Consider the following 13,955-nt stretch of genomic DNA (forward strand, 5'->3'; position numbering starts at 1 on the left):
GGAGGTCGCATGCGGAAGAGACGCAGAAGAGACGTAGAACCTGTGACCGTGCATTTCGCCCCCTCGGAACTCGCACGCAACTCCCTCGGAACCATCCCCGGACGATCTCCGGACCATCTCGGAGTCACGAAGTCGCCGTGACTCCGCGCCGCCTCCACCCTGCCTCCGCTAGCGTGAAGACCCGGCAACTATGCGTGGAGACCCGGCAGCACCGGCACCAGCGCGTCCCACCGCGCGATCTCGCACCCGTCCGTGCGGTCGAACCGCGCGTCAACGGGGCGCCCCGCCCAGGTCCCCGTGACATACGCGGTGGCCGGACCGCCGTGCTGCATCGTGCACAGGGCGTCCGGCGGCACCGGAGCGAAGGGGTCCTTGCCCCAGGTGGTGCTCCCGTCCAGCTTCCGGCAGGCGTCGCCCGCGTCGGGGTGGCTGCCGCCGGCGGGATGACACCGCAGCTCGTACGTTTCGTCCGCATCGCCTCCCACGCCGTGGACGGTGACGGTCAGCCGGTCCCCGGAGTCCTCGCCGCGGGCCGGCGGGGGCCTCAGGGCCAGGTGCGCCGGAACCGCTTCGCCGGACGCGGTGGTGGCCAGCCCTGTGGTGGCGAGTCCGGTGGGCAGGGCGGACGGGGGTACGGCCGGCACGGGGGCGGCGGACACGGGGGCGGCGGACGCTGCGGGTACGGCCGAGAGCGCGGCGGTGGCGGACGCGGCGGCGGTGAGAACGAGTCGGCGCAACATGACCTGTCTAACGCCATGCACCCCGCCCGGTTGCGCGGCGGCGATGGGCTTTGCTCTGCGGCCCGCCTGCCTAGTACCGTAGGGGGCGATTGGTGACACGACGCTCGACTGTGTCATCATCTGCACGCACCACTCGCGCTCGCGCGGGCGGCTGTGCGGGAGGCGTCGCCTAGTCCGGTCTATGGCGCCGCACTGCTAATGCGGTTTGGGACTTCAATCCCATCGAGGGTTCAAATCCCTCCGCCTCCGCGCCAAGATCCGAAGCCCCGGTCCACTTGGACCGGGGCTTCGGCGTTACCGGGCGCCGCAGCGCGTTTTCCCAGCTCACAAGGGGTGCGGCAAACGGATTTCACATGGCGGCGGCAGTCATGTAATGTTCTTCCTGTCGCCGCGAGCGGGCCGAAAGCCCGGGAGCGGGACAAGAACAAAACAAGCACTCGTAGCTTAACGGATAGAGCATCTGACTACGGATCAGAAGGTTGCAGGTTCGAATCCTGCCGAGTGCACACAGGTGAGAGGCCCCGGAGAGATCCGGGGCCTCTTGCGTTTCAGAGCCGTACAGCAGTGAAGTACAGCAACCGTGTCAGCCGGTGCCGCCCATCGCGTCGGACAGCTTGCCGATCGCCGCGCGTACCTCTTCCTCGCTCGCCTCGGCGTAGACCTCCATCGTCATGGCGATCTGCGAGTGGCGGAGGATGCGCTGTGCCATCTCGGCGTCGTAGTGGACTCGCAGCGGCTGAGCCGGCGGTTGGGCGGTCATCTGGACGGCGCCCGCGTCCTGCGCACGTACACACGGCTTTGTCTCGCATCCGTCCCTGGTGCCCTGGCGGGTGCCGCAGACGGCTACGCGATCACCGGTGCGCTCGGACACGGCGCCCTCGGATCTGTTGCGGCGCTCATCGCCGGATCGATCGTCCTACTCAGTGTCTTCTACGTCGTTGCTCGGCGCATGCGTATTGAGGAGACCAATTCACTGGTCGGCATGGTCCGCGGGCGCCTCGGGCGCATGAGGCAGGTTGTCTGTACGACGAGATTCCCCGTAGGCGCAGCAGGGGTGCTCCCATCAGCCGGAGCACCCCTTAGCCCACCCACGAAATGCAGTCCGCAATCGGCAGGTACACGTGGTTCCCTGCTAAGTCCTTAAACCGATCGCGTTCGGAAAGCGGAAGGCTTCTCACGGCGCCCCCGAGCCCGCACCTGCCACGTCGCAGCGCTAAGCCCCGCCGAGCCGATGCTGCGCAGGGCTAATTAGCGCTGACCCGAATAAAACAACAGCATCCAGGTAGTGGGAGGGGCCGCATTGGCAGCTGCGGATCACGCGGTGCCGTGGAAGGTCTTCAGGTGCTGGCGGCTCCCGGTCGATCCGTTCTGGTCCCAGACCCTCATCGTGACCGAGGTTCCCTCGGGGATGTCCTTGTCGGTCCAGGTCGCGCAGGAACCGTCACCACCCGTGGCGTAGGCGCCGTAGATGTGATAGGCACCTCCGCTGTACCACTCCAGTTCGGCTCCGGCGCGGTGGCCATCGGTATAGATGTCGCAGACCTTCAGGGTCTCACCTTCGGCCGTGAACCAGCCTTCAGCCGTTTCGATGGTGATGCAGCTGAGGATGCCGCACGATTCGTACGAGGCGTAGCCATGGGCGTTGGTCTGAGCCGAGGCGGGCGCGGCTGCGAGAGCAAGTCCTGCCGTAGTGAGCGCAGCCGTCGTAAGCGCCTTCTTGCCTATGTTCACTTTGATCCATTTCTCGAGAATGCATGGCATAAGGGAAGGGTTGCAATTCGGGCGATTCCGGACTTTCGTTCTCCTTACCCACGGACAGCTCCCCGTATTGCGGGAGCGGAATAGGAAAAGAGAAGCGCGAGTTTCGCCTGAGTTATGCGCGTTGACGCGCATAACTGCCCTCCCTTAAACGGGCCGCCGAATCATTCGGAAGGCCTGCATGATCATGACATTCACATACACGAGCTCTTCACGCAACCCTCACGACACCTCCTGAGCTTCTCTTGAGGAGTCACATTCATCACATCATTGGAAAACAGAATATCTTTCCTGATTTCGTGATGATCACCACATAGACGGGTCCAAAGGGACATCCTTTCACCGTCAAGCGGTGGGGAGCAGGCTTGCCAACTCCCCTTTCTTGACTGTGAGTTGGCGTGCCCAGTACCCAACGCACCGCCGCCGCGGCCCCCAACTCGGTTGCCGGCGACTTCTCGGTCGGGGTGGATTACGCGCTGACGGTCGAGGCCGCTTCATCCCAGGGGCGGTAGGTCGCCGGGCGTCGCACGCATCTCCTCCAAGTAGTCGCTCATCAGCCTGCCCGAACGGGTGAACCAGTCGTGCAGGACGGCGACTTCGGCGGGGGTGTAGCCGGAGCAGAGCTCCGTCAGGCGGGCGTAGTACGGCTCGTAGAGGGCCAGGACGCGGGTGACCGCGGCCGGTTGCGCGGCGATGCGGACGCGGCGGCGGTCGGCGGGGTCGGGGCGGCGGGTGACGTAGCCGGCGCGTTCGAGGCGGTTGAGGATGCCGGTGACGGCGCCGGTCGTGACGCGCGCGTGTTCCGCGAGGTCCCCGGCGGTGAGCAGATTGTCGCCCGCCTTCAGGACGCAGGTGAAGCACATGAGGTCGGTGAGGTTCAGGTTCAGCCGCTGAGCCATCTCCTGCTGGGCGCGCATGCTCGTGGCGATCAAGTGGTCCATGGCCGGGAGCACCTCGGCCGAGGTCGCGGACGGGTGCGGGCGTGAGTGTGGCGGGCCGCCCTGCTGCATCGGTACTTCCTTATTCCCTTAGTGCGTGAGAGGTTTCGTTGCCAAATTTCTTAGGTAGTGAGGGGTTGCGAGGAGTCTAGTCGTCTCCACAGGAGGAGGCCGTAGATGAGCCAGTACGACGAAGGGCACACCGTCGCGGGGTGGACCGGGTTCGGGATCGCCACCGTAGGAGTGGCGGTGATGGGGGCCGGCGTCTGCGCGGGGAACGCTTTATGGGTGTGGGGCGGGCTGAGCGTCGTGGTGATCAGCGTCCTGATCACCTGGGTGCTGCACCTCGCCGGCTGGGGCAAGCCACCCGGGCGACGCCCCGCAGCGGAGTGGGGGATGTGGGTCAAGGACCTCACCGCGCGCGAGGGGCATCCCGGGTGCGTCGGGTGCCGGCTGGCCGGGCGGGGGCGGCTCGCGGAACTTCCCGTACGGGTGACTGCCGAGTCGGGTACGGGGGAGCCGGTGACCGAGTCCGCCGTTTGAGCTCTTCCTCGCAGTTCTCCCTCGTCAGCGGCAGAATCGATACCTCCGTCACCTGTCGGGTGAACATCCTTGCTATCGCACAGAGTTGGACCTTTGTGTGCCTAATTTCCGGAGCGGAGGTGATGCTCGATGTACGAGCAGAACACGCCGCCGGATGAGTCGGCGGGACAGCAGCGGCAGGACGCGATCGACATCAATGACTTCGTGTTCGCGGCTACGGGGGCGCGGGTGCGGAGGCTTACTTTGCCGGATGGGACGCACTGGTTCCCGGCGATGGATGTGGCCAAGAACCTCGGCTACGCCAACACCCGAGACGCGGTGCAGAGCGCGGTCTCGCAACGGCATGCAACAACGTTCGGAGATATTGCGCGAAGCGTCGGTCAGAGCGACGCAGCGCGCAATATTGCAGGTCAGGGGCTTCGCTCAACCATGAAGATGGTGAATCTGCAGGGTCTCATCCAGCTCGTCAACGGGTGCACCAAGCCGGACGCGGAACCGTTCAGGAACTGGGTCTCCGAGGTCATCGTCACCGTCCAGCGCGATGGCTCGTACTCCCTCGAACCGGCCCCCATCCAGCCCGCCCCCAGCGGCGGCACCGCATACGTCATGCCCCAGCAGGTCGCCGACGCCATCGTGCGGCTCGAAGAGCGGAACGTCCGGGCCGACGAGATGCTGCTCGCCTTCCAGGAGGAGCATGGCGAGCTGTTGCGGGAGATCAGTATCAGCCAGCAGGAGATCAGCCGCAGTCAGCAGGAGATCAGCCTCAGCCAAGTCGTGATCGCGGAGGCGCTGCAGCAGATCGCCAACGCTCTGGCTCACCCCGCCGCGCGCCTCAAGCCCGCCGGCGTACCGAAGCTGACGCCCCAGGAGCTCCTCGCCGCCTGGAGGGAGAAGAACCTCGTCGTCACGGAGGACATCCACGCGGTGGCGGCCTACCTGGCCCCGGCGCTGCTGCGGGGCGGTGCCCGTTACCGTCTGGAGGAGATCGCCAGCCGAACGGGGCTCGCGCAGTCGCGCGTCTATGACTGCGTACGGATGCTGCTCAAGCGGGGCTGCATGCGGCAGCAGGGCTGCACTCCGGAGGGGGCGCCGGTCTACGTGCTGCCGTAGTGCCGTAGGAGCGCAATGAGAGAGGCCCGAAGTCGCAAAACCAAGTTGCGACTTCGGGCCTCGCCGCACGGTACCGGACCGCTTGGCTTGGTGTGCTGATGTTGCGCGAAGCGTCGGTGAGAGCGACGCTTCGCGCAATAAGGCTGGTCAGCCCCGTTGTCAGTGCCACCCCCTAATGTCGTTGGTGTGCGGCGGGTGTGGAGATGTTCGGGGTTGCGGTGGTCGGGGGGCGGCCCCGTGCTGGTGTGGGGTGGTGGGCGGGGCAGCGCGCTGGCCTGGGGGAAGAGGGTGGCGTTCGGGGTGGTGGATGGGGGTGTGCGGACGTGTGTGGGGGCTCGGGGGCATGAGTGTCCGGTGCGGGCGGTTGTGTCGGGGCGCAGTACCGGCGCGCGGTGCGAGGAGTGCGCTCGACTGGACCGGGCGCACTCCGTGGCCGCCGACACGATGGCCGATGACCCGAGGCCGTACCACGTGTATCTGGCGTGGTTCGGGCCTGGGATGGTGAAGGTCGGGATCACCGGAGTCGAGCGGGGGTCCGCGCGCCTCTTGGAGCAGGGCGCCGTCACCTTCAGCTGGCTGGGGCGGGGGCCGCTGATGGCCGCTCGGCGGGCCGAGGAGTTGCTGCGGGCCGCGCTCAAGGTGCCCGACCGGATTCCGTACGCCGACAAGCGGGCGGTACGGGCGGCGCTGCCGGGGCCCGGCGAGCGGGTGGCCGAGATCCGGGAGCTGCACGCGCGCGTCGGGCGGCTCGACGCCTGGCCCGAGTCGCTCCAACGGGCTCCGTTCGAACCCGTCGACCACACCGAGGTGTTCGGGCTCACGGGTCTGCCACCCGTCGCAGGCGTCGTGGGCGAGCTCGTGGCGGGCGGCACGGTGAGTGGTGAGCTGTGCGCCGCCGCCGGGCCCGATCTGCATCTGGCGACCGAGAGAGGGGTTGTCGTTCTGGATACGCGGCTGATGACCGGGTGGGAGTTGACCCCCGCGATCGGCCCGGGACTGACCATGCCGGTAAGGGAGTTGAGGGAGGCCAGGGACAGCAGTGTGCAGGACGGACTCTTCTGAGCAGGGTCTCTTCGGAGCCGGATCTCTCCCGAGCAGGTCTCTTCTGACCGGGGCGCTCTCCTGTGCCCAGAGGTCTCCTGTACGGAGGGCTCGCCTGTACGGGGGGCTCGCCCGTACCGGGGGCTCCCCTGAACCGTGGGAATGGTCAAGACTTCGATCCCTTTTGGATCCCGTTCGGAAAGGTGCTGGACGGACCGGGGCGCCCCGGCCGAGAGTGGCGGACATGAGCGATCACTTCATTGCGCCTGTCGCAGCCCATGAACCTCCTTACTACGCCGCCGTGTTCACCTCCGTACGGACGGAAGGGGACAACGGATACGGGGAGACCGCCGAGCGTATGGAGGAGCTGGTGAAGGACATCCCGGGCTACCTGGGCATGGATCACGCGCGCACGCCGGACGGGCTGTCCATCACCGTCGGGTACTTCAGGGACGAGGGCGCGATCAGGGAGTGGAGCGCGCATGCCGAGCACCGCGCGGCGCAGAAGCGCGGTCGTGCCGAGTGGTACGAGCGCTACACCCTGCACATCGCCAAGGTCGAGCACAGCCACGGGTTCGAGCGTGCACAGCAGTAGCGAGGACGTCAGGCGGTTCTGGGAGCGGCTCGGGCTTCCCGGGCTCGTCGACGTGCACACGCACTTCATGCCCGAGCGTGTGCTGCGCAAGGTGTGGGGCTACTTCGACGGGCTCGGGCCGCTGACCGGCGGCGTCGAGTGGCCGATCACCTACCGGGGCGACGAGGACGAACGGCTCGCGGTGATCCGGCAGTTCGGGGTGCGGGCCTTCACCGCCATGCTCTATCCGCACAAGCCCGGCATGGCCGAGTGGCTCAACTCCTGGGCCGTCGGCTTCGCCCGTCGTACCCCCGACTGCCTGCACACCGCGACCCTCTTCCCCGAGCCGGGCGTCGAGACGTACGTACGGGAGGCGGTGGACTCGGGAGCGCGGGTCTTCAAGGCGCATGTGCAGGTGGGGGCGTACGACCCGGGGGACCAACTCCTGGATCCGGTGTGGGGGTTGCTCGCCGAGGCCGGTGTCCCCGTCGTGATGCACTGCGGGTCCGGGCCTTCGCCCGGCAAGCACACCGGGCCCGGGCCGGTCGCGCGCGTACTCGCCCGGCATCCCCGGCTGCGGCTCGTCGTCGCGCACATGGGGATGCCCGAGTACGCGGACTTCCTCGACCTCGCCGAGCGGTACGGGGAGGTGCGGCTGGACACGACGATGGCGTTCACGGACTTCAGCGAACGCCTCGCGCCGTTCCCGCGCGAAGCCCTCCCCCGGCTCGCGGACCTGGGCGAGCGGGTCCTCCTTGGCACCGACTTCCCGAACATCCCGTACCCGTACGCCCACCAGCTGCACGCCCTGGAACGGCTCGGGCTGGGGGACGACTGGCTGCGGGCTGTCTGCTACGAGAATGGCGCGCGCCTCTTCAAGATCGCCCCGGAACCCTTCAAGATCACCCCAGAGCCCTTCAAGATCGGCCCAGAACGGGGTTGTTGAGCGGGGTCCTTCCCGGGAACTTCGTGATCTTCCCAGGATTTCCCTGAGAGACACCTGTGTGTTTCTCAGGAAAAACACAGGTTCCCGAAAGGATGCTCTCAGCGGCGCCGACCAAGGTGTCCGCTATGACCACGACCTCGCCCCAGGGGCGCGCCGAACTGCTGAGGCCGGACGGGAGCCCCGTCCGAGTGCTTGTGGTGGACGACGAGTTGTCGATCACCGAGCTGCTGTCCATGGCCCTTCGCTATGAAGGCTGGCAGATCCGCAGCGCGGGTGACGGGACCGGTGCGGTGCAGACCGCGCGCGAGTTCCGGCCCGACGCCGTCGTCCTCGACATGATGCTGCCCGACATGGACGGGCTGACCGTCCTCGGCCGGCTGCGCCGGGAGCTGCCTGACGTTCCCGTGCTGTTCCTGACCGCGAAGGACGCGGTCGAGGACCGGATCGCCGGACTCACCGCCGGTGGCGACGACTACGTCACCAAGCCGTTCAGCCTCGAAGAGGTCGTGGCCCGGCTGCGCGGGCTGATCCGCCGTTCCGGTGCCGCCGACCGGCGCTCCGACTCCGTGCTGGTCGTCGGGGACCTCACCCTGGACGAGGACAGTCACGAGGTGTCGCGGGCCGGTGAGAACATCCACCTCACCGCGACCGAGTTCGAACTGCTGCGCTTCCTGATGCGCAATCCGCGCCGGGTGCTCAGCAAGGCGCAGATCCTCGACCGCGTGTGGTCGTACGACTTCGGTGGCCAGGCCAATGTCGTCGAGCTGTACATCTCCTACCTGCGGCGCAAGATCGACGCCGGGCGCGAGCCGATGATCCACACCCGCCGGGGGGCCGGTTACCTGATCAAGCCCGCCGCGTCATGAGCGGGCGACGACGGCCGCGTAAGCAGGGGCGAGGACGACAACAGCCGCGCACGCTGCGGACGCGGCTCGTCGTCGCGTCCGTGACGCTGATCGCCGTCGTGTGCGCGGTGATCGGCACCGTGACCACGATCGCGTTGCGCTCCCACCTGTACGACCAACTGGACAAGAACCTGGGCGAGGCGTCGATGCGCGCGGCGGGCGGCCCGGTGGGCGGCGACGGGCCCGTGCGCCCCCCGAACGCCGACGGCATCGTCAAGGACCCCCTCGAATTCGTCACCCGTGGCCCGCAGGGCATGGGCGCCATCGGCGCGATCGTCAAGAACGGCGAGGTCACCAAGGGCATCGTCAGCGTGGGGAAGAAGGACTCCAGCGGGGTCAAGCAACCCACCGCGGTCCAGCTCAGCGACAGCCAGCTGGCCGTCCTCGCCTCCGTCGCGAAGGACAAGCGCCCGCACACCGTGGAGATCCCCGGCCGGGGCGAGTACCGCGTGCAGTACCAGGAAGGCAGGAACGGCAGCTTCTACGTGGCCCTCCCGACCAGCGACGTCACCAACACCCTCACCACGCTGATCTACGTCGAGATCAGTGTCACCGGCGCGGGTCTCGTGGCCGCCTCCCTCGCGGGCGCCGCCATCGTGACCCTCGCCCTGCGCCCCCTGCGCAAGGTCGCCGCCACCGCCACCCGCGTCTCCGAACTCCCCCTGCACACCGGCGAGGTCACCCTCTACGAGCGTGTCCCCGAGTCCGAATCCGACCCCCACACCGAGGTGGGCCAGGTCGGCGCGGCGCTCAACCGCATGCTCGACCACATCCACGGCGCCCTGCACGCGCGGCAGCAGAGCGAGATGCGCGTACGGCAGTTCGTCGCGGACGCGAGTCATGAGCTCCGTACGCCGCTGGCGTCCATCCGGGGGTACGCCGAGCTGACCAGACGCGGCAGGGAAGAGACCGGGCCCGACACCCGGCACGCTCTCGGGCGGATCGAGTCCGAGGCCGGGCGGATGACCGGGCTCGTCGAGGATCTGCTGCTGCTCGCGCGGCTCGACGCCGGGCGGCCACTCCAGTACGAGCAGACCGACCTCGTCCCCCTCGTCATCGACGCCGTGAGCGACGCACGGGCGGCCGGGCGCGACCACAACTGGCGGCTCGAACTGCCCGACGAGCCCGCGCTCGTGTCGGCGGATGCCGCACGGCTTCAGCAGGTGCTGGTCAACCTGTTCGCGAACGCACGCACGCACACACCGCCCGGTACGACCGTGACGGCACGGGTGCACCGACACGGGCCATGGCTGTGCGTGGACGTCCAGGACGACGGGCCCGGCATTCCGCAGGACCTGCTTCCACGCGTCTTCGAACGGTTCGCGCGCGGTGATTCCTCGCGCTCGCGTGCCTCCGGTTCGACCGGGCTCGGGCTCGCCATCGTGCAGGCCGTCGCGGCCGCGCACGAGGGCGCCGTGACCGTCGACAGTGTGCCCGGCCGGACCGTTTTCACGCTGCATCTGCCTGCGCTCGCCCTGGAAACAAACTGGCAATCGCACTCACAGGTACAGCACAGCGCCACCACATGGGTGCAACAGGGCGCCTGACGAGAGTCGTTGGCATGCGAACCGACTCTTCTCCCGGCAACCTGCCGGCGCGGGAGCACCTCCCGGCCGGAAACGCCGGTACGCCTGTCCTGGACGTAGTGATCCCCGTCTACAACGAGGAGAAGGACCTCCAGCCATGTGTGCTCAGACTCCACGAGCACCTCAAGCGCACGTTCCCGTACGCGTTCCGCATCACGGTGGCGGACAACGCGTCCACGGACACCACCCCTCAGGTGGCCGCGCGGCTGGAGGCGGAGATCCCGGAGGTCAGGTCCTTCCGCCTTGAGCAGAAGGGTCGCGGCCGGGCGCTGCGGACCGTGTGGTCGGCCTCCGACGCGCCGGTCCTCGCGTACATGGACGTGGATCTGTCCACCGACCTCAACGCGCTGCTGCCGCTGGTGGCGCCGCTGATCTCCGGCCATTCCGACCTGGCGATCGGTTCGCGGCTGTCCCGCTCCTCGCGTGTGGTGCGCGGCGCCAAGCGGGAGTTCATCAGCCGCACCTACAACCTGATCCTGCGCGGTTCGCTGCAGGCCCGCTTCTCGGACGCGCAGTGCGGGTTCAAGGCGATCCGCCGTGATGTTGCCCAGGTGCTGCTGCCGCTGGTGGAGGACACCGGCTGGTTCTTCGACACCGAGATGCTGGTGCTGGCCGAGCGCGCCGGGCTGCGCATCCACGAGGTGCCGGTCGACTGGGTCGACGACCCGAACTCGACGGTGCACATCGTGAAGACCGCGACCGACGACCTGAAGGGGGTGTGGCGGGTGGGACGCGCTCTCGCCACCGGTTCGCTGCCGCTCGACCGGCTCGCCCGGCCCTTCGGGGACGACCCGCGCGACCGCGACCTGACCGACGTACCCAAGGGCCTGGCCCGCCAGCTCGTCGGCTTCTGCGTGGTCGGCGGTCTGTCCACGCTCTTCTACCTGCTGCTCTACAGCGCCTTCCGCTCGCTTTCGGGGTCGCAGATCGCCAACGCGCTCGCCCTGCTCGTGTCGGCGGTCGCCAACACGGCGGCCAACCGACGACTGACCTTCGGCGTACGCGGCCGGGGCGGCGCCATGCGGCACCAGGCGCAGGGCCTGGTGGTCTTCGGCATCGGCCTCGCCCTCACCAGCGGCTCGCTCGCCGCCCTGAACGCGGCGACGACCGACCCCTCGCACTCCACCGAGCTGGCGGTCCTCATCGCCGCCAACCTCGCGGCGACGGTGCTGCGGTTCCTGCTCTTCAGGGCCTGGGTCTTCCCGGACCGGCAGCAGGGCGAGACCCCGTCGCAGGTTGTGGCCTCGCACCAGCCGGCCTCGCACCACCCGGCCTCGCACCGTCCGGGCTCGCACCACCCGGCCTCGCCCACCTACGCGACGACGCCCGCGGCGGCGCACCAGTACCAGGGCCAGTACCAGGGTCAGTACCAGGACCAGTACCCGCCGCTGCCCCAGCGCCGGACGGCGCCCCGATCTTCGTACGACACGACCGAGTTCCGCGCCGGTGAAGCCGCGGACGACCGCTCCTGGGGGGACGCGACCATGCAACTGCAAGCGGTGCGCCCGCACGATCACGATCCGAGGAACGCACGATGACGACTCAGTCCGATACGAGCTATCAGGGGGGCGCGAGTCCCTCCGGGAACGCGAGCCTCTCGTGGGGGCCACCGACATCGACCGCTCTTCAGGAGCCGGTCGTGCCCGCCGCGGCCCCCGAGTCCGGTGAGCCCAAGCAGCCCTTCTTCCACCGCGTCTGGCGTGGCCGGCCCGAGGACCCGCGCTGGGTGCGCCCCGCGTTTCTCGGTCTGCTGCTCGCCACCGCGGTGCTGTACCTGTACAACCTGAGCGCCTCCGGGTACGCCAACTCGTTCTACTCGGCGGCCGTGCAGGCCGGCAGCCAGAGCTGGAAGGCCTTCTTCTTCGGCTCGCTCGACTCGGCCAACGCCATCACCGTCGACAAGCCCCCGGCCTCGCTGTGGCCGATGGCCCTGTCGGTGCGGATCTTCGGCCTCAGCTCGTGGGCGATCCTCGTCCCCGAGGTGCTCATGGGCGTCGCCACGGTCGGCGTCCTGTACGCGGCGCTGCGCCGGCGCTTCAGCCCCGCGGCCGGTCTGATCGCGGGCGCGGTGCTCGCGCTCACTCCCGTCGCCGCGCTGATGTTCCGCTTCAACAACCCGGACGCGATGCTCGCGCTGCTGATGACCGCCACGGTCTACTGCGTGATCCGCGGCCTGGCGGACGGCCGCACGAAGTGGCTGGTCTGGGCGGGTGTCGCGGTCGGCTTCGCCTTCCTCGCGAAGACCCTGCAGGCCTTCCTGATCCTGCCGCCGCTCGCCGTCCTGTACGCGGTCTGCGCGCCGGTGACGCTGAGGAAGCGGTTCGCGCAGCTGGCCCTGTCGACCGTCGCGCTCGTCGTCTCCGGCGGCTGGTGGGTCGCGATCGTGGAGCTGTGGCCCGCGTCCTCGCGCCCGTATATCGGCGGTTCGCAGAACAACTCCTTCCTTGAGCTGACCTTCGGCTACAACGGCCTCGGCCGCATCAACGGCGACGAGACCGGCAGTGTCGGCGGCGGTGGTGGCGGTGGCGGCACCGGCCAGTGGGGCGAGACCGGCTGGGACCGGATGTTCAACTCCGAGATCGGCAGCCAGATTTCATGGCTGCTGCCCGCCGCGCTCATCCTGCTGGTCGCGGGGCTCGTGCTCACGCGCAAGGCCCAGCGGACCGACCTGACCCGCGCCTCGTTCCTCGCCTGGGGCGGCGCGCTGCTGCTGACCGCGGTCATCTTCAGCTACATGGCCGGCATCTTCCACCAGTACTACACGGTGGCGCTGGCCCCCTACATCGCGGCCGTGGTCGGCATGGGCGCGACGGTGCTGTGGGAGGAGCGGTCCAGGATCTGGGCCTCGCTGACCCTCGCCGCCTCGGTCACCGCGACCGCGGCCTGGGGGTATGTGCTGCTGAACCGCACCCCCGACTACCTGCCCTGGCTGAAGTGGCTGGTCCTCATCGGCGGTCTGGTCGGCGCGCTCGGCCTGATCTTCGCGGCCAAGCTGGGACGTCAACTGGCGCTCGCGGCAGTCGGGTTGAGCTTCGTGGCCTCGATCGCGGGCCCGACCGCGTACACACTGTCGACGGTGAACACGGGGCACACCGGTTCCATCGTCACGGCCGGTCCGGCGGGCGCGAGCATGATGGGCGGCCGGGGCGGCGGTCCTGGCGGCGGTGGCGGCCGTGGCGGGTTCGGCGGCGGCATGCCCGGCCAGAACGGCCAGAACGGTAACGGCAACACCCAGCAGGGCGGCGGCATGGGCCAGCCCCCGACCGGCGGCACCGGCGGCGGGCTCCCGGGCCAGAACCAGCAGAACGGCAACGGCAACACCCAGGGCCAGAACCAGCAGGGCGGCATGCCCGGCGGTGGGACGGGCGACGGCGGCATGGCCGGTGGCGGTGGCGTCGGCGGCCTGCTCAACGGCGCGAACGTCAGCTCGGAGGCCAAGAAGCTGTTGTCGAAGAATGCGGATGACTACACCTGGGCCGCCGCGGCCATCGGTTCCCAGAACTCCGCGAGCTACCAGCTCGCCACCGGCAAGCCGGTAATGGCGATCGGCGGCTTCAACGGCACCGACCCGTCCCCGACACTGGCCCAGTTCAAGAAGTACGTGGCGGACGGCAAGATCCACTACTTCATCTCGGGCGGCGGCATGGGCGGCGGCGGCAACTCCGGCACCTCCTCGCAGATCAGCTCGTGGGTCACGGCCAACTTCAAGAAGGTGACGGTGGGTTCGGCGACCTTCTACGACCTGACGCAGCCGACGAGCAGTTCCAGCAGCTGACGGTTCCTTCCGGAAGGGCGGTGGCCCGGGGCGTAGGCG

Annotated in this window: 13 protein-coding genes, 2 tRNA genes and 1 pseudogene; 12 read left to right on the top strand and 4 right to left on the bottom strand. The window is 68.6% G+C overall.

The genetic code is table 11. The annotated features are described in order from the left end of the window. Positions 1–188 precede the first annotated feature (188 nt). Positions 189–740 carry an SSI family serine proteinase inhibitor gene (locus ACFY0T_RS25545; protein WP_388874810.1) on the bottom strand — a complete coding sequence of 184 codons (552 nt, stop codon included), beginning with the start codon at positions 738–740 and terminating at the stop codon, positions 189–191. A gap of 158 nt (positions 741–898) precedes the next feature. On the opposite strand from ACFY0T_RS25545, the gene ACFY0T_RS25550 reads away from it, so the two are divergent. Together ACFY0T_RS25550 and ACFY0T_RS25555 are read left to right on the top strand one after the other, a co-directional pair. Then, positions 899–989, top strand: a tRNA-Ser gene (locus ACFY0T_RS25550). Between the two features lie 184 nt (positions 990–1,173). After that, positions 1,174–1,246, top strand: a tRNA-Arg gene (locus ACFY0T_RS25555). A 77-nt stretch (positions 1,247–1,323) separates the two neighbouring features. Here the strand turns inward: ACFY0T_RS25555 and ACFY0T_RS25560 are convergent. Next, positions 1,324–1,500: a hypothetical protein gene (locus tag ACFY0T_RS25560; protein ID WP_388875181.1), complete on the bottom strand. Its 177-nt coding sequence runs from the start codon at positions 1,498–1,500 to the stop codon at positions 1,324–1,326. Here ACFY0T_RS25560 and ACFY0T_RS25565 point away from each other — a divergent pair. After that, positions 1,450–1,746, top strand: a pseudogene (locus ACFY0T_RS25565) (murein biosynthesis integral membrane protein MurJ); the annotation flags it as partial. The gene ACFY0T_RS25560 and the pseudogene ACFY0T_RS25565 sit on opposite strands and share 51 nt — an antisense overlap. 308 nt (positions 1,747–2,054) lie before the next feature. Here the strand turns inward: ACFY0T_RS25565 and ACFY0T_RS25570 are convergent. Together ACFY0T_RS25570 and ACFY0T_RS25575 are read right to left on the bottom strand one after the other, a co-directional pair. Continuing rightward, positions 2,055–2,501, bottom strand: a complete 447-nt coding sequence (locus ACFY0T_RS25570) for a hypothetical protein (RefSeq protein WP_388874813.1) — start codon at positions 2,499–2,501, stop codon at positions 2,055–2,057. A gap of 491 nt (positions 2,502–2,992) precedes the next feature. Next, entirely contained in the window at positions 2,993–3,439 is a 447-nt protein-coding gene (locus ACFY0T_RS25575) for a MarR family winged helix-turn-helix transcriptional regulator (RefSeq protein ID WP_388874816.1), read from the bottom strand. A 174-nt stretch (positions 3,440–3,613) separates the two neighbouring features. Here ACFY0T_RS25575 and ACFY0T_RS25580 point away from each other — a divergent pair, with 174 nt between their 5' ends. The 9 genes from ACFY0T_RS25580 (at position 3,614) to ACFY0T_RS25620 (ending at position 13,916) form a co-directional block, all read left to right on the top strand. Then, positions 3,614–3,979, top strand: a complete 366-nt coding sequence (locus ACFY0T_RS25580) for an HGxxPAAW family protein (protein ID WP_388874819.1) — start codon at positions 3,614–3,616, stop codon at positions 3,977–3,979. Positions 3,980–4,108: 129 nt separating this feature from the next. Next, a complete protein-coding gene (locus tag ACFY0T_RS25585) occupies positions 4,109–5,089 on the top strand; it encodes a Bro-N domain-containing protein (RefSeq protein ID WP_388874822.1) in 981 nt (326 codons plus the stop codon). Positions 5,090–5,275: 186 nt separating this feature from the next. Continuing rightward, positions 5,276–6,151, top strand: coding sequence for a DUF2797 domain-containing protein (locus ACFY0T_RS25590; RefSeq protein WP_388874825.1), 876 nt, complete (start codon positions 5,276–5,278; stop codon positions 6,149–6,151). A 223-nt stretch (positions 6,152–6,374) separates the two neighbouring features. Further along, the gene (locus tag ACFY0T_RS25595) at positions 6,375–6,725 is read left to right on the top strand and encodes an antibiotic biosynthesis monooxygenase family protein (protein ID WP_388874828.1); all 351 of its coding nucleotides are present in this window, start codon (positions 6,375–6,377) and stop codon (positions 6,723–6,725) included. Beyond that, positions 6,613–7,650, top strand: a complete 1,038-nt coding sequence (locus tag ACFY0T_RS25600; protein ID WP_388874830.1) for an amidohydrolase family protein — start codon at positions 6,613–6,615, stop codon at positions 7,648–7,650. The genes ACFY0T_RS25595 and ACFY0T_RS25600 overlap by 113 nt, the downstream gene beginning before the upstream one ends. Before the next feature lie 125 nt (positions 7,651–7,775). Then, the gene (locus ACFY0T_RS25605) at positions 7,776–8,516 is read left to right on the top strand and encodes a response regulator transcription factor (protein WP_388874832.1); all 741 of its coding nucleotides are present in this window, start codon (positions 7,776–7,778) and stop codon (positions 8,514–8,516) included. After that, positions 8,513–10,102, top strand: a complete 1,590-nt coding sequence (locus ACFY0T_RS25610; RefSeq protein ID WP_388874835.1) for a sensor histidine kinase — start codon at positions 8,513–8,515, stop codon at positions 10,100–10,102. The genes ACFY0T_RS25605 and ACFY0T_RS25610 overlap by 4 nt, the downstream gene beginning before the upstream one ends. Positions 10,103–10,116: 14 nt before the next feature. Continuing rightward, positions 10,117–11,679, top strand: a complete 1,563-nt coding sequence (locus ACFY0T_RS25615; protein ID WP_388874837.1) for a glycosyltransferase — start codon at positions 10,117–10,119, stop codon at positions 11,677–11,679. After that, a complete protein-coding gene (locus tag ACFY0T_RS25620; RefSeq protein ID WP_388874840.1) occupies positions 11,676–13,916 on the top strand; it encodes an ArnT family glycosyltransferase in 2,241 nt (746 codons plus the stop codon). The genes ACFY0T_RS25615 and ACFY0T_RS25620 overlap by 4 nt, the downstream gene beginning before the upstream one ends. The last annotated feature ends 39 nt before the right edge of the window (positions 13,917–13,955 follow it).

This window comes from Streptomyces sp. NPDC001530, from assembly GCF_042894545.1.
GTDB lineage: Bacteria > Actinomycetota > Actinomycetes > Streptomycetales > Streptomycetaceae > Streptomyces.